The 24,244-nt window shown below is 71.3% G+C and carries 17 protein-coding genes and 4 tRNA genes; 17 read left to right on the plus strand and 4 right to left on the minus strand.

Features of this window, described 5'->3' with window-relative positions; genetic code table 11:
* Window positions 1-127 precede the first annotated feature (127 nt).
* Both GVV75_RS02045 and GVV75_RS02050 read left to right on the plus strand, forming a co-directional pair.
* Window positions 128-1,159, plus strand: a complete 1,032-nt coding sequence (locus tag GVV75_RS02045) for a TerC/Alx family metal homeostasis membrane protein (protein WP_159523014.1) — start codon at window positions 128-130, stop codon at window positions 1,157-1,159.
* Complete coding sequence (locus GVV75_RS02050; protein ID WP_159813260.1) at window positions 1,156-3,597, plus strand: HAD-IC family P-type ATPase; 2,442 nt, start codon at window positions 1,156-1,158, stop codon at window positions 3,595-3,597. Before GVV75_RS02045 ends, GVV75_RS02050 begins: the two co-directional genes overlap by 4 nt.
* A gap of 9 nt (window positions 3,598-3,606) precedes the next feature.
* Here the strand turns inward: GVV75_RS02050 and GVV75_RS02055 are convergent, their stop codons facing one another.
* The gene (locus GVV75_RS02055) at window positions 3,607-4,218 is read right to left on the minus strand and encodes a class I SAM-dependent methyltransferase (protein ID WP_159813261.1); all 612 of its coding nucleotides are present in this window, start codon (window positions 4,216-4,218) and stop codon (window positions 3,607-3,609) included.
* On the minus strand, window positions 4,215-4,499 hold the full coding sequence (locus GVV75_RS02060; protein ID WP_159523008.1) for a YciI family protein: 285 nt from the start codon (window positions 4,497-4,499) through the stop codon (window positions 4,215-4,217). Before GVV75_RS02060 ends, GVV75_RS02055 begins: the two co-directional genes overlap by 4 nt.
* A gap of 110 nt (window positions 4,500-4,609) precedes the next feature.
* On the opposite strand from GVV75_RS02060, the gene uvrA reads away from it, so the two are divergent.
* Window positions 4,610-7,456: an excinuclease ABC subunit UvrA gene (gene uvrA / locus GVV75_RS02065; protein WP_159813262.1), complete on the plus strand. Its 2,847-nt coding sequence runs from the start codon at window positions 4,610-4,612 to the stop codon at window positions 7,454-7,456.
* 90 nt (window positions 7,457-7,546) lie between these two features.
* Here uvrA and pdxR read toward each other — a convergent pair whose 3' ends face one another.
* Entirely contained in the window at window positions 7,547-8,965 is a 1,419-nt protein-coding gene (pdxR, locus tag GVV75_RS02070) for a MocR-like pyridoxine biosynthesis transcription factor PdxR (RefSeq protein ID WP_159813263.1), read from the minus strand.
* Between the two features lie 82 nt (window positions 8,966-9,047).
* Here pdxR and pdxS point away from each other — a divergent pair, with 82 nt between their 5' ends.
* From pdxS to GVV75_RS02085, 3 genes are all read left to right on the plus strand, one after another.
* The gene (pdxS, locus tag GVV75_RS02075; protein WP_159813264.1) at window positions 9,048-9,980 is read left to right on the plus strand and encodes a pyridoxal 5'-phosphate synthase lyase subunit PdxS; all 933 of its coding nucleotides are present in this window, start codon (window positions 9,048-9,050) and stop codon (window positions 9,978-9,980) included.
* A complete protein-coding gene (gene pdxT, locus GVV75_RS02080; protein WP_236266028.1) occupies window positions 9,977-10,537 on the plus strand; it encodes a pyridoxal 5'-phosphate synthase glutaminase subunit PdxT in 561 nt (186 codons plus the stop codon). Before pdxS ends, pdxT begins: the two co-directional genes overlap by 4 nt.
* A 103-nt stretch (window positions 10,538-10,640) precedes the next feature.
* Window positions 10,641-12,017, plus strand: a complete 1,377-nt coding sequence (locus GVV75_RS02085; protein ID WP_159523000.1) for a UTP--glucose-1-phosphate uridylyltransferase — start codon at window positions 10,641-10,643, stop codon at window positions 12,015-12,017.
* A 119-nt stretch (window positions 12,018-12,136) separates the two neighbouring features.
* Here GVV75_RS02085 and GVV75_RS02090 read toward each other — a convergent pair.
* A tRNA-Val gene (locus GVV75_RS02090) sits at window positions 12,137-12,212 on the minus strand.
* Window positions 12,213-12,369: 157 nt separating this feature from the next.
* On the opposite strand from GVV75_RS02090, the gene GVV75_RS02095 reads away from it, so the two are divergent.
* The 11 genes from GVV75_RS02095 (at window position 12,370) to gap (ending at window position 24,093) form a co-directional block, all read left to right on the plus strand.
* A tRNA-Gly gene (locus tag GVV75_RS02095) sits at window positions 12,370-12,442 on the plus strand.
* Window positions 12,443-12,482: 40 nt separating this feature from the next.
* A tRNA-Cys gene (locus GVV75_RS02100) sits at window positions 12,483-12,553 on the plus strand.
* Window position 12,554: 1 nt separating this feature from the next.
* Window positions 12,555-12,626: transfer RNA gene (locus GVV75_RS02105), tRNA-Val, on the plus strand.
* A 78-nt stretch (window positions 12,627-12,704) separates the two neighbouring features.
* A complete protein-coding gene (uvrC, locus tag GVV75_RS02110; RefSeq protein WP_159813265.1) occupies window positions 12,705-14,882 on the plus strand; it encodes an excinuclease ABC subunit UvrC in 2,178 nt (725 codons plus the stop codon).
* Between the two features lie 266 nt (window positions 14,883-15,148).
* Entirely contained in the window at window positions 15,149-17,050 is a 1,902-nt protein-coding gene (locus GVV75_RS02115) for a beta-glucoside-specific PTS transporter subunit IIABC (RefSeq protein WP_159813267.1), read from the plus strand.
* Between the two features lie 52 nt (window positions 17,051-17,102).
* Entirely contained in the window at window positions 17,103-18,542 is a 1,440-nt protein-coding gene (locus tag GVV75_RS02120) for a glycoside hydrolase family 1 protein (RefSeq protein ID WP_159522994.1), read from the plus strand.
* Window positions 18,543-18,737: 195 nt separating this feature from the next.
* The gene (locus GVV75_RS02125; protein WP_159813269.1) at window positions 18,738-19,586 is read left to right on the plus strand and encodes a PRD domain-containing protein; all 849 of its coding nucleotides are present in this window, start codon (window positions 18,738-18,740) and stop codon (window positions 19,584-19,586) included.
* 180 nt (window positions 19,587-19,766) lie between these two features.
* The gene (gene rapZ / locus GVV75_RS02130; protein WP_235905156.1) at window positions 19,767-20,771 is read left to right on the plus strand and encodes an RNase adapter RapZ; all 1,005 of its coding nucleotides are present in this window, start codon (window positions 19,767-19,769) and stop codon (window positions 20,769-20,771) included.
* A gap of 3 nt (window positions 20,772-20,774) precedes the next feature.
* A complete protein-coding gene (locus GVV75_RS02135; RefSeq protein ID WP_159522990.1) occupies window positions 20,775-21,782 on the plus strand; it encodes a gluconeogenesis factor YvcK family protein in 1,008 nt (335 codons plus the stop codon).
* A 53-nt stretch (window positions 21,783-21,835) separates the two neighbouring features.
* Window positions 21,836-22,816: a DNA-binding protein WhiA gene (whiA, locus tag GVV75_RS02140; protein ID WP_159522988.1), complete on the plus strand. Its 981-nt coding sequence runs from the start codon at window positions 21,836-21,838 to the stop codon at window positions 22,814-22,816.
* Between the two features lie 269 nt (window positions 22,817-23,085).
* Window positions 23,086-24,093 carry a type I glyceraldehyde-3-phosphate dehydrogenase gene (gene gap / locus GVV75_RS02145; RefSeq protein WP_159522986.1) on the plus strand — a complete coding sequence of 336 codons (1,008 nt, stop codon included), beginning with the start codon at window positions 23,086-23,088 and terminating at the stop codon, window positions 24,091-24,093.
* Window positions 24,094-24,244 lie beyond the last annotated feature (151 nt).

Raw genomic sequence — 24,244 nt, forward strand, 5'->3', positions numbered from 1 at the left:
CGTCATCACGGCAGACCAGTGGCCCCGGGCCGCCGGCCCCCGGCGCCGCAGGCCAGTCGCCCCGCGCCGGGAGCGATGCTGGCGGGAGGAGACCTTCGGTACTCGAGTCCGTACCGGAGGTACCCGCGTGGACGTCCACTCCCTCGGATGGCTGGCGCTCGCCGCCGTCATCCTCACCATGATCACCATCGACGTCGTCGGGCACGTGCGCACCCCGCATGAGCCCACGATGAGGGAAGCCGCCTGGTGGTCACTCGCCTACATCGCCGTGGCCGTCGTCTTCGGCGGCATCGTCTGGGCCATCTGGGGCGGCCGCTACGGGGGCGAGTACTTCGCCGGCTACATCGTCGAGAAGTCCCTGAGCGCCGACAACCTCTTCGTCTTCGTCATCATGATCGCCGCCTTCCGGGTGCCCAGGAAGTACCAGCAGGAGGTGCTGCTGGCGGGCATCGTCATCGCGCTCGTGCTGCGCCTCATCTTCATCCTCGTCGGCGCCGCCCTCATCGAGAGCTTCTCCGCGATCTTCTACGTCTTCGGGGCCTGGCTGATCTGGACCGCGATCTCCCAGGCGCGCGAGGGCGTCGAGGACCCCGACGACCACGACGCCGACGACTACGAGCCGTCCCGCTTCGTGCGGCTCGTGGCCCGGGTGGTCCCCATGACCGACGGCTTCGTCGGCGGCAAGGTCCTCCACCGTCATGGCGGGAGGACCATGATCACCCCCATGATGCTGTGCATCATCGCCATCGGCACCGCCGACGTCGTGTTCGCCATCGACTCGATCCCCGCGATCTACTCCCTGACCGCCGAGCCCTTCCTCGTGTTCGCCGCGAACGCCTTCTCCCTGCTGGGCCTGAGGCAGCTCTACTTCCTCATCGACGGCCTCCTCGACCGCCTCGTCTTCCTGCACTACGGCCTGGCCGCCATCCTCGGCTTCATCGGCCTCAAGCTCATCAACCACGCCCTGCATGAGAACGAGCTCGGCCTCATCAACGGCGGCGAGCACTGGGAGGCCATCCCCGAGCCATCCATCCCCATCTCGCTCGGCTTCATCGTCGTCGTCATCCTCATCACCGTTATCGCCTCCGTCATCGCCTCCAAGCGGCAGGCCCGCGAGCAGGCCGAGGCCCCCGCCGAGCGGGCGGTGGTGGGGCGATGAGGGCCACCGCCGCCGAGGGCACCAGCGGCCTGACGAGCCAGGAGGTCGCCGCCCGCGTCCGCGACGGCCTCACCAACGCCTACGAGGAGACCACCTCACGCTCCGCGCTGGACATCCTGCGCGCCAACGTCCTGACGATCTTCAACGCGATCCTCGGCGCCGCGCTCGTCCTCATCCTCCTCATCGGGCACTGGGCCGACGCCCTGTTCGGCTTCGTGCTCATCCTCAACACCTCCACCGGCACGATCGCCGAGATCCGCGCCAAGCGCGCCCTCGACCGCCTCGCCGTCCTGGAGGCGCCCCGCGCCCACGCCATCCGAGACGGCGCCGAGAGCGAGATCGACGTCGCCGATGTCGTCCTCGACGACGTGCTCCGCCTGCGCTCGGGAGAGCAGATCCCCGCCGATGGGACCATCCTGGCCACCGACGGCCTCGAGGTCGACGAGTCCATCCTCACCGGGGAGTCCGACCCCGTCCGGCCCCAGGAGGGCGGGCGGGTCCTATCCGGCACCACCGTGACGGCCGGCGCCGCGCTCATGCGCACCACCGCCGTCGGCGCTCAGGCCTATGCCCACCGGCTCGCCCGCGAGGCCCGCCAGTTCTCCACCGTGCGCTCCGAGCTCCAGGACGGCACCAACCGGGTCCTCACCTGGATCTCCTGGGTTATCGTGCCCGTGGCGCTCCTGCTCATCTGGTCGCAGATGCGCCAGGCCGGGGGGCTGTCCGCAGCAATCGAGTCAGGCGCCTGGCGCCCCGCGATGGTCGCCGGCATCGCCGGTGTCGTCGGCATGGTCCCCCAGGGGCTCGTCCTGCTCACCAGCGTCAACTTCGCCACGGCCTCCCTCAAGCTCGCCCGCCAGAAGGTCCTCGTCCAGGAGCTCCCCGCCGTGGAGGTCCTGGCCCGGGTCGACACGCTCTGCCTGGACAAGACCGGCACGATCACCACCGGCCGCATCGCCCTGCGCGACGTCACCGCCCCCGACGGCGGGCCCGCCGACCCGCCCGCCCTCGCCGCGCTCGACGCCCTCGCCGCCGGCGGCGACGCCAACGCCACCGCCCTGGCCCTGCGCGAAGGCCTGCCCGGCATCGAGCCCGCCCGCGTTGCCGCCCCCGTGAGCGAGGGCCTCGTGCCTTTCTCCTCCCGGCGCAAGTGGTCCGCCGTCGTGATCGACGGGATCACCTGGATCATGGGCGCTCCCGAGATCGTCCTCGGCGCTTGCCCCGACGACGCCCCGCACCGGTGTCTCGCCCTTGAGCGGGTCCGCGAGGCGGCCGCCACCGGCGCCCGCGTCGTCGCCCTGGCCCGCTCCGAGCAGCCCTGCGGCCAGAGCGGCGCTGATTACGCGCTCCCCGGCGGCCTGCGCCCGGCCGCCCTCGTCATGCTCGCCGAGCAGGTCCGCCCCGACGCCCCCGAGACCCTCGCCTACTTCCGGGCCCAGGGCGTCGATGTCAAGGTCATCAGCGGGGACAACCCGGTCACCGTCGCCGCCGTCGCGCGGGCGGCCGGCATCACCCGCTCCGACGGCGAGGGGCTCACCGTCCTCGACGCCCGTGAACTGCCCACCACCGCTGATGACCCCGCCGACCTGGAGCGCCTCGCCGACGCCGTCGCCGACGCCCAAGTGCTCGGCCGCGTCGTCCCCGAGCAGAAGAAGGCCCTCGTCGCCGCCCTCCAGGCGCGCGGGCGCACCGTGGCCATGACCGGCGACGGCGTCAACGACGCCCTGGCCCTCAAGCGCGCCGACCTCGGCATCGCCATGGGCAATGGCGCGCCGGCCACCAAGGCCGTGGCGCGCCTCGTCCTCCTCACCGGCCGGTTCTCTGCCCTGCCCGGGGTCGTCGCCGAGGGGCGGCGCGTCATGGCGAACACCGAGCGCATCGCCTCGCTGTTCCTGTCCAAGACCGTCTATGCCTCCCTCATCGCCGTCGCCGTCGCGATCACGGCGATCCCCTACCCGTTCCTGCCCCGGCAGCTCACCATCGTCTCCTCACTGACCATCGGAGTGCCGGCGTTCGTCCTGGCACTGGCGCCGACCAACCAGCGCTACCGCGCGGGATTCCTCGGGCGCGTGCTCACCCTGGCCGTGCCCGCGGGCGTCGTCGCGGGGGTGGGGACGCTCGCCGCGCGCACCTGGCTGCGGGCCGCGGGGCTCCCGCTTGAGCAGATCACCTCCGGCACCACCCTCGTTCTCGTCGCGGCGGGCCTGGCCCTGCTCACCCTCACCGCGCGCCCGCTCCTGGGGTGGCGGCTCGGGCTCGTGGCTCTCATGGGAGCGCTGGCGGTGCTCGGCGTCGTCATCCCGCCCGTGCGCCGCTTCTTCCTCCTGGCCTGGCCGACCAGCACGACATGGCTGATCGTCGCCGCGATGGCCGCGGCGGTCGTCGCGGGCATGGAGGCGGTCCACGTGATGCGCCGCCGCGCCCGCCCGCGGGGCTGAGGCGCCCGATCAGGCGATCGCCAGCACCCGCAGCCAGCCTCGGCGGGGGTGGAGGTCCCAGTCCACCTTGGTGAAGCCGGCCTGGGAGGCGAGCGCGGACAGTTCCTCGCCGTCGGGAACGCTCATGTCCAAGCGGTCCGCCCAGAAGCCCGCCGCTTCCCTGCTGGCGTAGTCATTGATGATGAGCAGCCTCCCGCCGGGGCGCAGGACGCGATGGACCTCCGCCAGCCCCGCGAGCTGATCGGACCAGAAGTAGAGCGTCTCGAAGGCCGTGGCGGCATCGAAGTAACCGCTGCGCATCGGGATCCGATCGACGGGGGCCTCCAGGACGCGAAGGCGGCCGGTCTCGGCGGCGGCGCGGTTGAGCGCCAGGGACGTCCGGACGGCGTCAGCGGAGTGGTCGATCCCCGCCACCTCCCGGCGGGTCAGACCCAGGAGCCGCTTGAGGATGGCGCCGCCGCCGCATCCGATGTCGATGACGCGCTCATCGGGCTGGACGCCGAGCCCCTCCAGGCCCCACAGGTGCAGGGGGCGATGCCCCTTGTTCATCCCGCGCAGCAGGAGCCTGCCCGTGAGCGACCTGGGCCGCGCGAACTGGGAGTCCTGGGGGGCCTTCGTCATGAGATCGTCCCGATGACGGGGTTCCACTCGCGTGGCGCGCGCTCGGCGATAAGCCCGGCCTTCTGGAAGGGATCATCGTCGAGGAGGGTCAGGGCGCCGGCGGCGTCCTCGGCGCGCACGATGATGAGGGCCTTGTTCGTGCCCGTGTAGGGGCCCGCGGCGATGAGGCGGCCCTGATCGGCGAGGGCCCCGTTGAAGGCGCGGTGGCTCGGGCGGATGGCGGACAGCTCCTCATCCCGGCCGGTGACGTAGGTGTACTCGACGGCGAAGATCTTGCTCATGACGGCAGCCTATCGTCCCGGGGGCGCGCGCGTGAGCCATGGCACAGACCAACCCTGACGTGGCGAGTCGAACACACGTACGACGCCGGCCTGCCCCTAGACTCGCGCCCGTGAACGACACCCTCATCATCCGTGGAGCCCGCGAGCACAATCTCAAGGGCGTCAGCCTCGACCTGCCCCGCGACAAGATGATCGTCTTCACCGGGCTCTCCGGCTCCGGCAAGTCCTCCCTTGCCTTCGACACGATCTTCGCCGAGGGGCAGCGCAGGTACGTGGAGTCCCTGTCCTCCTACGCCCGGCAGTTCCTCGGCCAGATGGACAAGCCCGACGTCGACTTCATCGAGGGACTGTCCCCAGCGGTCTCCATCGACCAGAAGTCCACCTCCCGCAACCCCCGGTCCACCGTCGGTACCGTCACCGAGGTCTACGACTACCTGCGCCTGCTCTACGCGCGCGCTGGCATCCAGCACTGCCCCGTCTGCGACGCCGTCATCTCCTCCCAGACCCCCCAGCAGATCGTCGACCGGGTCCGCTCCCTGCCCGAGGGGACGCGTTTCCAGGTGCTCGCGCCCGTGGTGCGCGGCCGGAAGGGCGAGTACACCGAGCTCTTCGAGGAGCTGCGCTCGCGCGGCTTCAACCGGGTGAGGGTCGACGGCGGCATCCACCGCCTCGATGCCCCGCCCGAGCTGTCCAAGCGCCTCAAGCACGACATCGAGGTCGTCATCGACCGGCTCGTCGTCCGCGAGGGCATCCGGGGGCGCCTCACGGACTCCGTGGAGACGGCCCTCGGCCTGGCTGATGGCCTCGTCATCATCGAGGAGGTCGACCGCGACGAGGACGACCCCGCCCGCCTCCACCGCTACTCCGAGAAGCGCGCCTGCCCCAACGAGCACCAGCTCGCCCTGGACGAGATGGAGCCCCGGACCTTCTCCTTCAACGCCCCCTACGGCGCCTGCCCCGAGTGCACCGGAATCGGCGTGCGCCTCGAGGTGGACCCCGACCTCGTCGTCCCCGACGAGGAGCTCACCCTCGCCCAGGGCGCCGTCGCCCCCTGGACCATCCACCAGAAGCACTTCGACCGGACACTGTCCGCGCTCGGCGCCGAGCTCGGCTTCGACATCAACACTCCTTGGCGAGCCCTTCCCGAGCGCGCCAAGGACGCGATCCTGCGCGGCAAGGACTACGAGGTCAAGGTCAGCTACCGCAACCGTTGGGGGCGTGAGCGCGTCTACTCCACCGGCTTCGAGGGCGTCCTCAGCTACGTCATGCGCAAGCATGAGGAGACCGAGTCCGAGTGGTCGAAGGAGCGCTACCAGGGCTACATGCGCGAGGTGCCCTGCCCGGTGTGCTCCGGCACGCGCCTCAAGCCCGAGGTCCTCGCCGTGCGCGTGGGGGGCAAGTCCATCGCTGAGCTCTGCGACCTTCCCGTGGGGGAGTGCCGAGACTTCCTCGCCAGCCTGGAGCTCACCGGCCAGGCCAAGCAGATCGCCTCCTCCGTGCTCACCGAGATCAACGCCCGCCTGGGCTTCCTCGTCGATGTCGGACTGGACTACCTCAGCCTCTCTCGCGGCGCCGCCACCCTCTCTGGCGGCGAGGCCCAGCGCATCCGCCTGGCCACCCAGATCGGCTCCGGGCTGGTCGGCGTCCTCTACGTCCTCGACGAGCCCAGCATCGGGTTGCACCAGAGGGACAACGCCCGTCTCATCGAGACTCTTTCCCGGCTGCGCGACCTGGGCAACACGCTTATCGTCGTCGAGCACGACGAGGACACCATCCGCTCGGCCGACTGGATCGTCGACATCGGGCCCGGGGCAGGGGAGAAGGGCGGCGAGGTCATCCACTCGGGCGAGCTCTCCGGCCTTCTGGAGGCCGAGGACTCCTGCACGGGCGACTACCTCGCCGGGCGCCGCCGCATCACGATCCCACCCGCCCGCCGGCCCGTTGACAAGAAACGTCAGGTGACCGTCGTCGGCGCCCGGGAGAACAACTTGAGGGACGTCACCGTCGCCTTCCCCCTGGGTGTGCTCACCGCCGTCACCGGGGTGTCAGGCTCCGGCAAGTCCTCGCTGGTCAACTCCATCCTCTTCCAGGTGCTCGCCAACCGCCTCAACCGGGCCCATGGCGTGCCCGGGCGCCACAAGACGGTGCGCGGCCTCGACCAGCTCGACAAAGTCGTCCACGTCGACCAGTCGCCCATCGGCCGCACGCCGCGCTCGAACCCCGCCACCTACACCGGCGTGTGGGACCACATCCGCAAGATCTTCGCCGCCGTGCCCGAGTCGAAGGTCCGCGGCTACGGGCCCGGCCGCTTCTCCTTCAACGTCAAGGGCGGGCGCTGCGAGTCCTGCAAGGGCGACGGCACCCTCAAGATTGAGATGAACTTCCTCCCGGACGTCTACGTCCCCTGCGAGGCCTGCCACGGGGCCCGCTACAACCGCGAGACCCTCGAGATCCGCTACAAGGACCACACCGTCGCCGACGTTCTCGACATGACGATCGAGCGCGCCGCCGAGTTCTTCTCCTCCACGCCCATCATCGCCCGGCACCTGAGCACCCTCGTGGAGGTGGGGCTCGGCTACGTGCGCCTGGGGCAGGCCGCCACCACGCTGTCCGGCGGGGAGGCCCAGCGCGTCAAGCTCGCCACCGAGCTGCAGCGCCGCTCGACCGGCCGCACCATCTACGTGCTGGACGAGCCGACGACCGGCCTGCACTTCGAGGACATCCGCAAGCTCCTGGAGGTGCTCCAGGGACTCGTGGACAAGGGCAACACCGTGGTGGTCATCGAGCACAACCTCGACGTCATCGCCAATGCCGACTGGGTCATCGACATGGGCCCCGAGGGGGGCAAGGGCGGTGGCACCGTGGTGGCCACCGGCACCCCCGAGCAGCTCACGAGGGTGGCGGGGTCCCACACGGGCGCGTTCCTCGCCGAGGTGCTTCAGCGGCGCCGCTGCTGACGCGGTGGGGGCGGGCCCCGCCCGCCGCTGGGGGGGGGAGTCCTGGGTGGCCCACCCGCGCGCGGCGCCGCACGGACCCGCCCGGGGCGCTCAGTCGGCGATGTCCCCGGGCCCCAGCGCCTCCCGGAGGGCGTCGAGCAGTTCGCGCAGCCGCTCGGGCGAGCGACTGCCCAGGCCCAGGACGATCCCCGGCCAACCACCCCTTCCCTCCACCGACCAGTACGAGCCCAGGCCCTCAACGCCGAGCCCCGCCGCCCGGGCCCTCGCCACGGCGGCGGCCTCATCGGCGCCCGGGGCTAGCGGCACGACGGCGTGCAGCCCGCCCTCCATGGGGGTGCCGGAGGGGAAGACCTCGAGGAACACCCCGCGCCGCCTCCGGTCGAGGCGGCGGGCCCTGGCCGCGTGGCGGCGCAGGCCGTCCTGGCGGAGGTAGCGGGTCATCGCGTCCTGGACGATCCCAGACACCGGGACGCAGCGCTGGGCGACATCGTCGACGAGCCCCTCGGGGACCACGGCCCAGCCGAGCCCCAGGGCGGGAGTAAGGCTGGGCGAGAACGACCCCAGCAGGGCCACGGGCCCGTCGGTCCCCGAGGCGAGCAGCGGCGCCGGCGCCTCATGGAGCTCGGCGTCGAAGTCGTCCTCGATGAGCAGCGTCCCTCTCGACGACGCCGCGGCCAGGAGCGCGTGGCGCCGCACCGCGGGCATGCGCCCACCGGTGGGGAACTGGTGGTTCGGGGTGAGGAGCGCCGCCTCGACCCCCTCCAGGGACTCGGGCAGCGCGCCGTCGGCGTCCATGGCCAGGGGTCGCGCGCGCCACCCCAGCAGGCCGGGGATGGCGCGAAGGGAGGGGTAGCCGGGGTCCTCGACGCCGATCCTCCCCGCGACGCGCAGGGCGGAGAGGATGAGCCGCAGGCCATCACGGGCCCCCGCGGTGACGAGGATCCGGTGGGGATCGATCGTGACGCGCCTGGTCAGGCGCATGTGCTCAGCCAGGAGCTCGCGCAGTTCCTCCGATCCCCGCGGCGGATGGGGCCGAGGATCGGCCGCGGCGGCGCGCCAGGCCGCCCGCCACAGCGCTGACGTCACATCCGAGGCGTCCGGCGTGCCGGGCTTCAGCGCGGATGGGCCGGGGGCCGCGGCGGTTGACCGGGCCCTGGACGCGGTGGGCGAGGCGGGGCGGGGGAGCGCGGGGTCCACGCGCGTGCCCCCATGTGTCGCCATGAGGTAGCCCTCGCCGATGAGCTGCTCATAGGCGGCCACGACGCTGCCTCGGGAAACTCCCAGCTCGGCGGCCATCCGGCGGGAGGACGGGAGCCGATCGCCCGGCGCGAGGAGGCCGGAGGTGATCCGCTGGTGGATGTCGGCGACGATCCGCTGCGGCACTGACCTCCCCGCGGCCGGCCGCTCCCGCCCCGGCCGCCCGGGGAGCCCCGGGAGTGCCGGGAGCCCCGGGAGCGCCCCGGTGGGCTCCTCCCGCCGCGCCCGGGGCGCCTGTCGATTCGCGGTCATGACCGCAAGGGTAGCGGTGGTCCATGAGAATCGATCAGATGTGGACTCATCAATGGGCCACAAGAGCGGGGAGGATCACGCCATGACCACCATCACAAGCACCTCGCACCCCGCTGACCACTCAGTACCCGCCTCCACCACCGGCTCCCCACTCGTCAAGCGCGGCCTGGCCGACATGCTCAAGGGCGGCGTCATCATGGACGTCGTCACCCCCGAGCAGGCCGTCATCGCCGAGGAGGCCGGCGCCGTGGCCGTCATGGCGCTTGAGCGCGTGCCTGCGGACATCCGCGCCCAGGGGGGAGTGGCCCGCATGTCCGACCCGGACCTCATCGCGGGCATCATCGACGCCGTCTCGATCCCGGTCATGGCCAAGGCCCGCATCGGGCACTTCGTCGAGGCCCAGGTCCTCCAGCACCTCGGCGTGGACTACATCGATGAGTCCGAGGTGCTCTCCCCGGCCGACTACGCGAACCACATCGACAAGCAGCCCTTCACCGTCCCCTTCGTCTGCGGGGCCACCAACCTCGGGGAGGCCCTGCGCCGCATCGCCGAGGGCGCGGCCATGATCCGCTCCAAGGGCGAGGCTGGAACCGGCGACGTCTCCGAGGCCACCCGGCACATCCGCACGATCAACGCCGAGATCGCCCGCTTGCGGGGCCTGCCCGCCGACGAGTTGTACGTCGCCGCCAAGGAGCTGCGCGCCCCCTACGAGCTCGTGGCCGAGGTGGCGCGCACCGGAGCCCTCCCCGTGGTGATGTTCACCGCCGGGGGCATCGCGACCCCGGCCGACGCCGCCATGATGATGCAGCTCGGCGCTGATGGCGTCTTCGTGGGCTCGGGGATCTTCAAGTCCGGGGACCCGGCCGCCCGCGCCGCCGCCATCGTGCGCGCCACCGCCGCCTACGACGACCCCGCCGTCATCGCCGAGGTCTCCCGGGGCCTGGGTGAGGCGATGGTCGGCATCAACGTGGCCGACCTCCCCGCGCCCCACCGCCTGGCGGAGCGCGGCTGGTGAGCCGGCGCGTCGGCGTCCTCGCCCTCCAGGGCGGGGTGGTTGAGCACGCCCGGATGGTGGAGGAGCTCAGGAGCGAGGCGGTCCTCGTGCGCCGCGCTGGCGACCTGGACCGTCTGGACGCGCTCATCCTGCCGGGAGGGGAATCCAGCGCCCTCCTGCGCCTGCTCGCCGCCTTCGACCTCACGCGGGCCCTCGCTGACACCGCTCGGGCAGTGCCGACCCTGGGCACCTGCGCGGGCCTCATCCTGCTCGCGCGCCTGGGCGTGCTGGACGTCGACGTCGAGCGCAACGCCTTCGGTCCTCAGGTGGACTCCGCCGAGGCCGTCCTGCCGTGGCGCGGCGGGCAGGTGCGGGCCGCCCTCATCCGGGCGCCGCGCATCACCCGCATGGGGGAGGGCGTGGAGGCGCTGTCCACGTGGACGGATCCCAAGCGGCCGGATGAGGCGCCCAGCGTCGTCGGCGTCGAGCAGACCGGCGCGGGCGGGCGGATCATCGGGGTCGCCTTCCATCCCGAGCTCACGGGGGACACCACTATCCACCGCGAGCTGCTCGCATGAGGGCGCGCGCCGTCGGGGGAGCCCAACCGGGCGTGAGCGGATCAGGCCCGGGGCGCTGAGCGTCATCGTTCGCATCCGGCGGTCGCGCGGGTAGGCTCTGGCCATGAGCGAGAGCGGATTGCGAGCAGCGCAGGCAAAGATGCGGCGGGGCGAGGTGGCCCCGGAGGCCATCGACGTCTTCACCCACTACTACAAGGAGTTGGAGGCCGGCGCCACCGGCCTCATCCCCGAGAGCACGATCGAGCCACTGACCTCCATCGACTCCATCGACGACGTCGAGATCAGTGACGAGGACGCTCGTGAGGCCCTGTCGCGCACCGTCCTGATCAAGCTCAACGGCGGGCTTGGCACCTCGATGGGGATGAGCCGCGCCAAGAGCCTGCTGCCGGTGCGCGACGGCAAGTCCTTCCTCGACCTCCTCGTGGGGCAGGTGGAGGCCGCCCGCGCCAAGCACGGCGTCACCCTGCCGCTCATCTTTATGGATTCCTTCCGCACCCGTGAGGACACCCTGGCCGCGCTGGGGCGCCACCCGGGGATCGCCGTCGACGGCCTGCCGCTCGACTTCCTCCAGAACCGCATCCCGAAGATCCGGCAGGACGACCTCGAGCCGGTCGAATGGGAAGCCGACCCCTCCCTGGAGTGGTGCCCCCCGGGGCACGGCGACATCTACACCGCCCTCGTGGCCTCCGGCGTGCTCGACGCCCTCATCGAGCGCGGCTACAAGTACGCGATGACGTCGAACGCGGACAACCTGGGCGCGGCGCCCTCGGCCCGCATCGCCGGATGGTTCGCGGCCTCCGGCGCCCCCTACGCCCCGGAGATGTGCCGCCGCACGCCGGCGGACGTCAAGGGCGGGCATCTGGCGGTGCGCAAGTCTGATGGGCGCATCATCCTCAGGGACACCGCGCAGACGCCGGCCGACGAGATGCACTACTTCACCGACCAGTTCCGCCACCCGTTCTTCCACACGAACAACATCTGGTTCGACCTGGAGGTCCTGCGCGCCACGCTCGCCGAGAGGAAGGGCATCCTGGGGCTGCCGCTCATCCGCAATGAGAAGACCGTCAACCCCTCGGACGCCTCCTCAACGCCCGTCTACCAGTTGGAGACGGCGATGGGCGCGGCGGTCGAGGCCTTCGAGGGCGCCACCGCCGTGGAGGTGCCGCGCAGCCGCTTCCTGCCGGTCAAGACGACGAACGACCTCCTTCTCGTGCGCTCGGACGTGTACGAGGTCGATGAGGACGGCCTGCTGCGCATGGTCTCCGAGACCTCCTGCACCGTTGACCTCGACCCGCGCTACTACAAGAGGATCCAGGACTTTGAGGCGCGGTTCCCCGACGGGGTGCCCTCGATCCGGGGGGCGCTAACGCTGACGGTGCGCGGCGACTGGACCTTCGGCAAGGGCGTCGTGGCCTCGGGCGACGCCGTCGTGACGGAGGAGGGCTCACCCGGCTCGATCGCCGATGGGGCGAGGCTCTGAGAAGCGTCCACCATCCCGGCGCGCGGGGCCTCCGGCCGCCGCGCGCCGGCACGCCCGGCACCCGCCGAGAGCGTGAAAAGCACTGGGGCCCGGACTGTGAAGTCCGGGCCCCAACGCGCTGGTGGGCGATACTGGAATCGAACCAGTGACCTCCTCGGTGTGAACGAGGCGCTCTAACCCCTGAGCCAATCGCCCGATGCCCGCACAGACTAGCCAGAACCGGGCGCGCCCGGCAAACGGGAGCCCGGTGAGGTGAGTCACCGCGATGTCATTTGCATAGGCGCGGAGGTGGGGTGATATGGTTGCGCAGCACCGAGCGAACCGGCGTCGAGCCGGGGAGAGCGGCAGCCATGCGGATGTGGCTCAGTTGGTAGAGCATCACCTTGCCAAGGTGAGGGTCGCGGGTTCGAGTCCCGTCATCCGCTCCGAGGAGCCGGGCGGCCACCCAGCCCCCAGCATCTCACTGGTGGGTTGGCCGAGAGGCTAGGCACCGGCCTGCAAAGCCGTTTACACCGGTTCGAATCCGGTACCCACCTCGGGCGATTGGCGCAGCGGTAGCGCGCTTCCCTGACACGGAAGAGGTCACTGGTTCGAACCCAGTATCGCCCACTCGCAGCCCATCCCGCCCGGACCCCACGGTCCGGGTTTTTCTGTCCGTCCCCGGGCTGCGGGAGTGAGGCACCGGCCATGGCAGACCCCTCGACGTACCGGCCCGCCGCGGGCGAGATCCCTACGTCGCCCGGCGTCTACCGCTTCCTCGATCCCGAGGGCCGCGTCATCTACGTCGGCAAGGCCAAGAATCTGCGAGCGCGCCTGAGCAACTACTTCCAGGACCTGGCGGCCCTCCACCCGCGCACGCAGAGAATGGTCACCACCGCCTGCGCCGTCGAGTGGACCGTCGTGGCCACCGAAGTGGAGTCCCTTGCCCTGGAGTACTCCTGGATCAAGGAGTTCCACCCGCGCTTCAACGTCATGTACAAGGACGACAAGTCCTACCCCTACCTCATGGTCTCCCTGAACGAGGAGTTCCCCCGCGCCCAGGTGGTGCGGGGGGCGCGCAAGCGCGGCGCCCGGTACTTCGGCCCCTACGTCCAGGCCTGGTCCATCCGCGACACCCTCGACCAGCTCCTGCGCGTCTTCCCCATCCGCTCCTGCTCCGCCGGCGTCTTCCAGCGCGCCAAGGCCGCCGGTCGCCCCTGCCTGCTGGGGTACATCGACAAATGCTCCGCCCCCTGCGTCGGCCGCGTCTCCGCCCTCGACCACCGGGCCCTCGCTGAGGACCTCTGCTCCTTCCTCGCCGGCCGCACCGGGCCCTACCTGCGCGAGGTCGAGTCCCAGATGCGCGCCGCCGCCGGCGCGCTCGACTTCGAGAAGGCCGCCCGCCTGCGCGACGACGCCGCCGCGCTGCGCAAGGTCATCGAGCGCAACGCCGTCGTCCTGCCCGACGCCACCGACGCCGACGTCTTCGGCCTCGTGCGTGACGAGCTCACCGCCGCCGTCCAGGTCTTCCACGTCCGCGGCGGGCGCATCCGCGGCCAGCGCGGCTGGGTCATCGACACCCCCGACGACGCCACCGACTCAGAGCTCGTTGAGCGCCTCATCCAGCAGGTCTACGCCGATCTTCTCGACCCCGGGGACACCGGCGCCCCCGAGTCGTCGTCGGCCGGCGCGGCGGCCGCCCCCAGCGGGCCCGTCTCCGGTCCCACCACCTCCGTCGGCGTCGGGCGCGCGCCCGCCTGCCCGGCCCCGCGCGCCCGACGCGAGGATGAGCCGACTCCCAGGCGGGCCGAGGCGGCGGCCACCAGCGTCGACGACGTCGCCCACGCCTCCACCACCGCCGTGCCCCGCGAGGTCCTCGTCCCCGTGCTTCCCGATGACGCCCCCGCCGTGCGGGCCTGGCTCGCCGGGCTGCGCGGCGCCGCCGTCGACCTGCGCGTGCCCGCGCGAGGGGACAAGGCGGCCCTCATGGAGACCGTGCGCAAGAATGCCGAGGAGGCCCTGCGCCTCCACAAGACCCGGCGCGCCGGCGATCTCACCCAGCGCTCCGCCGCCCTCGACGAGCTCGCCGAGGCCCTCGACATGCCCGAGGCGCCCCTGCGCATCGAGTGCTACGACATCTCCCACACCCAGGGCACCCACCAGGTCGGCTCCATGGTGGTCTTCGAGGACGGCGCCCCCCGCAAATCCGACTACCGCCGCTTCATCATCCGCGGCGAGGACGGCGGGGGCGCGACCGACGACACTGCCGCCATGAGCGAGGTCCTGACCCGGCGCTTCAAGCGGCTCCTCGCCGAGCAGGGCCGGGGCGCGGCCGGGCTGAGCGCGACCGAGGCCGCCGAGCAGGTTGAGGACGCCGAGGGCGTCGCCGTCGTCTCCGGGCCCATCGATCCCGAAACGGGGCGGGCCAAGCGCTTCTCCTACGCGCCCGGCCTCGTCGTCGTCGACGGCGGGCTGCCGCAGGTCGGGGCCGCCCGCGCCGTCCTCGACGAGCTCGGCATCGACACCCCCATCGTCGGCCTGGCCAAGCGCCTGGAGGAGATCTGGATCCCCGGCGAGGAGTTCCCCGTCATCCTGCCGCGCACCTCGCCCGCGCTCTACCTCCTCCAGCACCTGCGCGACGAGTCCCACCGCTTCGCCATCACCCACCATCGGGCCAAGCGCTCCGCCGGCATGACCCGCTCCGCGCTCGACGGCGTCCCCGGTCTCGGGCCCGCCCGCCAGGCCGCGCTGCTCAAGGCCTTCGGATCGGTCAAGCGCCTGCGCGCCGCCAGCGTGGAGCGGATCGCCGAGGTCAAGGGCATCGGCCCGGCGCTCGCCGCCGCCATCCACGAGCACCTGGGCGACGGAGGTGAGACGGCGGGGTGAGGAGCGTGGCGCGGCGTCGTTCAAGAGGGTCCTCGTGGTGGCTGGGAGGCCCGTGCCCCGCCCGCTTTCGTGTGACGCGCAGCACATGGAGGTGCTCTTGTCGGGTCAGGAGCGCTCCGCCTATCGTCACCCGTGGGCAATAGCCCACCAGGATTGTGACCCACCCGGGGCAAGACCTGAGACGCCTCGCGCCATGCCGCGCGAATCGCGCCTCGGGTCTTTTTTATTGCCCAGGCGCGGATGATGGGAAGGCAAGGAGGCTCTTCATGGCAAAAGTCGACTACGCGGCAATGGCGCCGGACCTGCTCGAGCGGATCGGTGGGGAGGCGAATGTCTCCGCGCTCTCCCACTGCGCCACGCGCATGCGATTCGTCCTCAGGGACGCCTCCAAGGCCGACACCGCCGCCATCAAGGACATGACCGGCGTCGTCACCGTGGTGCAAGCCGGGGGCCAGTACCAGGTGGTCGTCGGCAACGACGTCCCGCTGCTCTTCGGCCAGATGCAGGCGCTCCTGCCGGGTCTCGGATCGGAGGGGAGCGATGGTGGTAAGGGCGGGTCCGCGCGGTCGCGCAACCCGCTGGACGCCTTCATCGGCCTCGTCTCGGCGATCTTCTCCCCGGTGGTGTGGACCCTGGCGGCGACCGGCCTCTTCAAGGCCTTCCTCGCCATGTTCGCCACCTTCAACTGGATCGACCAGGCTTCGGACACCTACACGGTGCTCAACGCCGCGTCCGACGCCTTCATGTACTTCCTCCCCCTCGTCCTCGCGGTGACCGCGGCCCGGCACTTCAAGGCGAACCAGTTCACCGCGATGGCGATCGGAGGGGCGCTGGTCTACCCCTCGATCGTCGCGATGAATGACGGCGGCTCCCACGCCTTCCTCGGCATCCCGCTGGTCATCATGAGTTACACGTCCTCAGTGCTGCCTATCATCGTGGCCGTGTGGGTGCAGAGCCACGTGGAGAGGGCCTGCGACCGGCTCTTCCCCGGCGCCCTGCGCAACTTCATGACCCCCTGGGCCAGCGTGCTCGTCATGGTGCCGCTCACCCTGCTCACGATCGGCCCGCTCACCACGACCATCGCCGATGGCATCGCCTCGGGCGTCCAGTGGCTGTTCATCCACGTCCCGCTGCTCGGCGGCATCGTCATCGGAGGGTTCTGGCAGGTCTTCGTCATGTTCGGCCTCCACTGGGGCCTCGTGCCCATCATGACCCAGGAGATCACCACCAACGGCTACTCCCTCATCTACGGGCCCATCGAGGCCGCCGTCCTCGCGCAGGCCGCCGCCGGCCTGGCCGTCATGCTCCGGACCCGCGACGCCAAGGTCCGCGAGCTCGCCGGCCCCGCCTCCCTGTCCGGCTTCCTCGCCGGAGTGACCGAGCCGATCATCTACGGCATCAACCTGCCCCGGAAGCTCCCCTTCTACTTCGGAATCCTCGGAGGCGCCGTCGGCGGGGCCATCGGGGCGATCGCCGGGGGCCGGGTCTCCCAGGCCGGGGTCTTCCCCTCGCTCATCGCGATTCCCGCCTACCTGGAGACCCCGCGCCTGCTGCTGTGGGCCATCGGCGTCATCGTCGGCGTCGCCATCGCCTTTACCCTCACCTTCATGTTCGGCGTCAAGGACGATGTCGCTGCTGGGCCGGGGGAGCGGGCGGGCGGCCCCGCCGGACCCGACGCGACCACTGGCTCCAGCGCCGTCGCCGACGCCGAGCCCACCCGCGCCCTGGTTGCCCCCGTCGATGGATCCGCCGTCCCGCTGGAGAGGGTCAAGGACCCGGTGTTCTCCTCGGGCGCGCTGGGCAACGGCGTCGGCATCGTCCCGGCCTCCGGCCGCCTCTGCGCACCGGCTGCGGGGACGGTCGTCACCGCCATGGAGACCGGGCACGCCTTCGGCATCAGGACCGACGACGGCGTCGAGATCCTCATCCACGTGGGCATCGACACCGTCAACCTCAAGGGCGCCGGCTTCACGCCGCGCGTGGCCGTGGGGGACCGCGTGATCGCCGGTGACCCGCTCGTGGACGTCGACCTCGAGGCGGTGCGCGCCGCCGGCTACGACACCACCACTATCGTCGTCGTCACCTCCACCGCCGGCCTGAGCGCCGTCGTGCCTATCGTTGACGGCGATGCGCGCGTGGGTGAGACCATCATCGAGATCGACCACTGACGCCCCGGCGGCAGCAGACCACCATCGACCAGGAACGACCCAGGAGACCGCAATGACAGGATCAACCACGTTCACGCCCCGATTCCCCGAGGGATTCCTCTGGGGAGGCGCCACCGCCGCCAACCAGGTCGAGGGCGCCTACGACGCCGACGGCAAGGGGCTGTCCATCCAGGACGTCATGCCCAGGGGCATCATCGCCCCCCGCACCGAGAGGCCGACCCCCGACAACCTCAAGCTCGAGGCGATCGACTTCTACCACCGCTACGCCGAGGACATCGCGCTGTTCGCCGAGATGGGCTTCAAGGTCTACCGCTTCTCCATCGCCTGGTCCCGCATCTTCCCCCTCGGTGATGAGACCGAGCCCAACGAGGCAGGCCTGGCCTTCTACGACCGTGTCCTGGATGAGCTCGAGAAGCACGGCATCGAGCCGCTTGTGACCCTCAGCCACTACGAGACCCCGCTGCACCTCGCGGAAACCTACAACGGCTGGACCGACCGGCGGCTCATCGGCTTCTACGAGCGCTACGCCCGCACGGTGATCGAGCGCTACGGCCACCGCGTCAAGTACTGGCTGACCTTCAACGAGATCAACTCCGTGCTGCACGCGCCCCTCCTGTCAGGGGGCATCAACACGCCCAAGGAGCACCTCGCGCCCAAGGACCTTTACCAGGCGATCCACCACGAGCTCGTGGCCTCGGCCAGCGCCACGAGGATCGCCCACGAGATCAACCCCGACATCAAGGTCGGGTGCATGGTCATCGGCGTGCCGATCTACCCGCTGACCCCCGACCCGCGCGACGTGCTCGCCTGCCTGGAGGCCGACCACGCCAACCTCGCCTTCTCCGACGTCCACGTGCGCGGCGAGTACCCCGGCTACCTCCTGCGAACCCTGGCCGACAAGGGCATTGAGCTCGACATCGCCGAGGGTGACCTGGCCACCCTCAAGGAGCACACGGTGGATTTCGTGTCCTTCTCCTACTACATGTCCGTGTGCGACACCGCCACCGAGGCGGCGGGCCAGGGGCCGGGCAACATCATGGGCGGCGTGCCCAACCCGACCCTCAGCGCCTCGGAGTGGGGCTGGCAGATCGACCCGGTCGGCCTGCGCATCATCCTCAACCAGTTCTGGGACCGCTGGGGCAAGCCGCTGTTCGTCGTCGAGAACGGGCTGGGGGCGAAGGACGAGCTCATCGAGGGGCCTGACGGGCCCACTGTCGAGGATGACTACCGCATCGCCTACATGAACGACCACCTCGTGCAGGTGGCCGAGGCCATCGCCGACGGCGTCGAGGTCATGGGCTACACCTCCTGGGGCTGCATCGACTGCGTCTCGGCCTCCACGGCCCAGATGTCCAAGCGCTACGGCTTCATCTACGTCGATCGCGACGACGACGGCGCGGGCAGCCTGGCGCGCTACCGCAAGAAGTCCTTCGGCTGGTACAAGGAACTCATTGCGTCCAACGGGGCGACGCTCCGGGTCTCCGGCGGCTGACGACCGGGCCCGGGCCGGCGCTGGGGCCGGCCCGGGAACCACGGCCGGGCCCAGCGCCGGTTCGGGAACCACGGCCGGGCCAGGGGAGGGCCCCGGGGCGAGCCCGCCCCTGGCCTGTGGAGAGCGGACCGGTCTCGATCCTGTTTTCGACCGGTCTCGATGGGAGGGGTGGGCGTGGTGTGGCACACTCAGGGAGTGAGAATCCTGCGGGTCTTCAACAATAACGTCGTTCTGGCCCGTGACGCCCTGGGGCGGGAGGTCGTCGCCACGGGCCGGGGACTCGCCTTCGGGCGCAAGGCGGGTCAGGACCTCGATGAGTCCCTCATCGCCCGCCGCTACGTCACCGCGCAGGACGCCGGCCTCGTCGGCCAGATGCTCTCCGAGATCCCGCTCGGGCGCATCACCCTCATCGAGGAGGTCTTCACCCAGGCGGTCAAGGAGCTCGGGGCCACCATCACCTCGGCGGGCCTCATCGCCGTCGTCGACCACGTCCACCAGGCGCTCGAGCGCACCCGGCGCGGCGAGCGGATGGACTACCCCCTGCGGGCCGAGGTCGCCCACCTCCACCCCGAGGAACTGCGCCTGGCCGAGCGGATGGTGGCCGACCTCAACGCCTCCCAGGCCGTGCGCCTGCCCGACGGCGAGGCCTTCGCCCTCGCGCTCCACCTCTTCGCCGCCTCCACCGGGGCCGGCTGCCTCCAGGAGGCCGCGGCGCAGTCACGGATCGTGGCCCGGGCCATCGAGTTGATCGATGGCGCCGCGCCCGGCGGCATCGATCAGGGCTCCATCCACGCTGCCCGGTTCGCCACCCACCTGCGCTATTTCCTCGCGCGCGCCCGCACCGGCGCCCAGATCGACGATGGAACCGCCGACATCATCTCCGCGCCCCTGCGCGGGCGCCATCCTGACGCCTTCAGGCTCGCCGAGGAGGTGGCCTCCCTCCTCGGCGAGTGCATCGGGATTGCGGTCCGGCCGGACGAGATCAGTTACCTGGCCATCCACATCGCGCGGCTTCTCAGCTCCTCCACCCCAGCGGGGCAGTAGCGGGCGATGCCGGGGCCGCCTGGAACCACTGCCCCCGCGCCGGGGCCTTGTCGGCCCGGCTTGTGGAGGGCCGACCGGTTTCGATCTTGTTTTCGACCGGTCTCGCTCCTGATTTCGACCGGTCTCGGTGGAGGGAGTGGGAGCGGGCCACGGGCCCGCTTGGCGTGCCATGCTTGGCCCATGGAGAACCAACGCACGCCACGGCCCCGGTCCTCCGGGCGCGAGGACGGCGCCGACGGCGGCCGGGCCGCTGGGCCCCGCCAGGACACGGTGCCCATCGAGATCCCCCGGATCGACGAGGAGGCGCCGCCCGTGGCCCCCGCCACCAGCCCCCAGATGATCATCGTCACCGGCATGTCGGGGGCCGGCCGCTCCCGGGCCGCCAACGCCCTGGAGGACCTCGACTGGTACGTCGTCGACAACCTCCCGCCCCAGCTGCTGCCCGCGCTGGCGGGCATGATGACCACCGTCGGCGCGGGCGTCCACCGGCTGGCCGCCGTCGTCGACGTGCGCAGCCGGGAGTTCTTCGCCCACTTCATGCGCTACCTCTCCGAGTTGCGCGAGAGCGGGACCAATGTGCGAGTCCTCTTCCTCGACGCCTCCGACGCCGTCCTGGTGCGGCGCTTCGAGTCCTCCCGCCGGCCCCACCCGCTGCAGGGCACCTCCTCCATCCTCGACGGCATCGAGCACGAGCGCACGCTGCTGGGCGGCCTCAAGGGCGCCGCGGACATGGTCATCGACACCTCCGACCTGTCCGTCCACGACCTCGCCCGCCGCGTGCGAGACCTCGTGGCCACCGAGTCCGACCTCGCGCTGCGCGTCAACATCATGAGTTTTGGCTTCAAGTACGGCCTGCCCGTGGACGCCGACCACGTCCTCGACGTCCGCTTCATCCCGAACCCGTACTGGGTCTCCGAGTTGCGCCACCTCACCGGGCGCGACGATCCCGTGGCCGAGTACGTGTTCCGCCAGCCCGGCGCCGCGGCCTTCGTCGACGGGTACGCCGACCTGCTCGCGCACGCGCTACCCCGCTACGTCGACGAGCTCAAGCCCAACGTCACCATCGCCGTGGGCTGCACCGGCGGCAAGCACCGCTCCGTCGCCTCCGCCGAGCGCGTCTCGGCTCGCCTGCGCTCGCGCGGCTTCCGCGTCAACACCCAGCACCGCGACCTCGGACGGGAGTGAGCCATGCCGACCACCATCGACCCCGGGGGCTGGCCCCGGCGCGGGGAGGAGGGCCCCGCCGTCGTGGCCCTGGGCGGGGGTCACGGGCTGTCGGCCACCCTGCGGGCCCTGCGGCACGTGACCAACCGGCTCACGGCGGTCGTCACCGTCGCCGACGACGGCGGCTCCTCGGGCCGCCTGCGCCAGGAGTTCGACTGCCTGCCCCCGGGCGACCTGCGCATGGCCCTGGCCTCCCTGTGCGATGAGTCAGAATGGGGTCTCACCTGGCGCGACGTTCTCCAGCACCGCTTCTCCGGTGAGGGCGAGCTGGACAACCACGCCCTGGGCAACCTCCTCATCCTGGCCCTGTGGCAGTTGCTCGGCGACGAGGTCGAGGGGCTGAACTGGGTGGGCCGCCTGCTGGGGATCCACGGCCGGGTCATCCCGATGAGCGCCTCCCCGCTGGTTATCGAGGCCGATGTCGTCGACGGCGATGAGCGCTCGCGCGTGAGCGGCCAGGTCGCGGTGGCCACGACGCGCGGCCGACTCGAGAACGTCGCCGTCGTCCCCGAGGGCGCCCAGGCCCATCCCGAGGCCATCCGCGCCATCGAGGAGGCCGAGTGGGTGGTGCTCGGCCCGGGCTCCTGGTACACCTCCGTCCTGCCCCACGTCATCCTGCCCTCCCTGCGCGAGGCCCTGGTCACCACCCGCGCCAGGCGGGCCGTCGTCCTCAACCTCACGGCGCAGAGCGGGGAGACCGATGGCATGACGGCGGCCGACCTCCTGAGGGTCCTGCGCGAGCACGCGCCCGCGCTGCGCCTCGACGTGGTCCTCGCCGACCCCTCCACCATCGAGGATCTCGGTGATCTTGAGCGGGTCGCGGGGGCCATGGGCGCGACTGTGATCCTGCGGCAGGTGCGCACCGGGGACTCCATGTGCAACCATGACCCCTTGCGGCTGGCCGCCGCCTTCCGGGACGCCTTCGACGGCGTCGTGGGCGATGTCGGCATCGGCGGCGCCCCGGGGGACTGAGCCCGGGCGGGGCCCAGCCCCTCAGCCAGGCACGAGCGAGGAGAGCGGAAGGTATGTCGCTGACCGTCACCGTCAAGGACGAGTTGGCGCGCGTGAGCGCGGAGAGCGCCGCGCAGCGCCGCGCCCAGGTGGCGTCGATGCTGCGCTTCGGCGGTGGGCTCCACATCGTCTCCGGGCGCATCGTCGTCGAGGCCGATCTCGACCACGGCGGGGCGGTGCGCCGCCTCCATCACGACCTCAAGGAGCTCTTCGGAATGGAGCCCGAGGTCATGGTCGTCCAAGGCGGCTCCCTGCACCGCGGCACCCGCTACGTCCTGCGCGTGAGTGAGCGCGGCAAGGAGCTCGCCCGCCTCATCGGACTGGTCGACGGGCGCGGCCGCCCCGTGCGCGGGATGCCCGTGGCCGTCGTCCACGGCGTGCGCACCTCAGCCGCCGCCGCCTGGAGGGGCGCCTTCCTCGCCCGCGGCTCCCTGACCGAGCCGGGCCGCTCCTCCTCCCTGGAGGTCACCTGCCCGGGCTCCGAGGCGGCCCTGGCGCTTGTGGGCGCCGCCCGCCGCTTCGACGTGACCGCCAAGGCCCGCGAGGTGCGCGGAACCGACCGCGTCGTCGTGCGCGACGGCGAGGCCATCGGCGTCCTGTTGGACCGGATGGGCGCCAAGGAGGCCTTCAAGACCTGGGGCGAGAGGCGCAGCCGCCGCGAGTCGCGCGGAACCGCCAACCGCCTGGCCAACTTCGACGACGCCAACCTGCGCCGCTCCGCCCGGGCCGCCGTCGCCTCCGGGGCGCGGGTGGAGCGGGCCTTCGAGATCCTGGGCGACGACGTCCCCGCCCACCTCGTCGAGGCCGGCCGGCTGCGCATCGCCAACAAGCAGGCCAGCCTCGAGGAGCTCGGGCAGCTCTCCGACCCCCAGCTCACCAAGGACGCCGTGGCCGGGCGCATCCGCCGCCTGCTCGCCATGGCGGACAAGCGCGCCCACGACCTGGGCATCCCCGACACCGAGTCCGTCCTCACCCCGGACATGCTCGACCTGTAGCCGTCGGCGCCCGCTCGGAGCCCGCGCCACGCAGGGTCCTGGGACGTCCGTCCCCCTCACTGAGGCCGTCACGATGAGATCACGCCGGTGGCGCCGGGGGCGTTCGCCGAGGGCGTGGACCCCAGTCGCGCCTCACCGCGCCACGACGGTAGACTCGGCGAGCCGGCTCACGGAACCTCTTGAAAACTCTTCCGGCGGGCCGGGGCGCATCGATGATGCGCTGGAACTACGTAACCGTGCGCCTCACCGGCGCATTAGGAGGACACAAAGTGACCACCCGCGTTGGTATCAACGGCTTCGGCCGCATCGGCCGCAACTTCTTCCGCGCCGCGCTTGAGCAGGGCGCCGACATCGAGATCGTTGCGGTCAACGACCTGACCGACAACAAGACCCTCGCCCACCTCCTCAAGTACGACTCCATCCTCGGTCGCTTCGACGGCGAGGTCTCCTTCGACGACGACGGCATCACCGTCAACGGCAAGCGCATCAAGGTCCTGGCGCAGCGCGACCCTGCCGAGCTCCCCTGGGGCGAGCTCGGCGTCGAGGTCGTCGTGGAGTCCACCGGCTTCTTCACCGATGGCGAGAAGGCCAAGGCCCACATTGACGCCGGCGCCAAGAAGGTCGTCATCTCCGCTCCCGCGAAGAACGTCGACGGCACCTTCGTCGTGGGCGTCAACGAGGCCGACTACGACAACGCCACGATGAACATCGTGTCCAACGCCTCCTGCACCACCAACTGCCTCGCGCCGCTGGCCAAGGTCCTCCACGAGAACTTCGGCATCGTCCAGGGCATCATGACGACCATCCACTCCTACACGGGTGACCAGCGCGTCCTCGACGCCCCGCACGGCGACCTGCGCCGCGCCCGCGCCGCCGCGCTCAACATGATCCCCACCAAGACCGGTGCCGCCCAGGCCGTGGCCCTCGTCCTGCCCGAGCTCAAGGGCAAGTTCGACGGCCTCGCCGTCCGCGTGCCCACCCCGACGGGCTCCCTGACCGACCTGACCTTCCAGGCCGAGAAGGAGGTCTCCGTCGAGTCCGTCAACGCCGCCGTCAAGGCCGCCGCCGAGGGCGGGCTCAAGGGCATCCTCGCCTACACCGAGGACCCGATCGTCTCCACCGACATCGTCGGCGACCCGCACTCCTCGATCTTCGACGCCTCCGAGACCAAGGTCATCGGCAACCTCGTCAAGGTCCTGTCCTGGTACGACAACGAGTGGGGCTACTCCAACCGCCTCGTGCAGCTGACCGCCCTGGTCGGCTCCAAGCTCGCCTGAACCAGCGCACGAGCTGAGCCGGCGATCGGGAGGCGCGGCGTGCTGAGCACCGTGAGCCCCCGATGAGAAGACGCCCGCGCACGCCCAGCGTGCGCGGGCGTCGGCCACCCGTCCTCCATCCACCGTTCACTCGAACGCCACAACACACCTT

Source organism: Actinomyces sp. zg328 (assembly GCF_009829635.1).
GTDB classification, from domain to species: Bacteria; Actinomycetota; Actinomycetes; order Actinomycetales; family Actinomycetaceae; genus Actinomyces; species Actinomyces marmotae.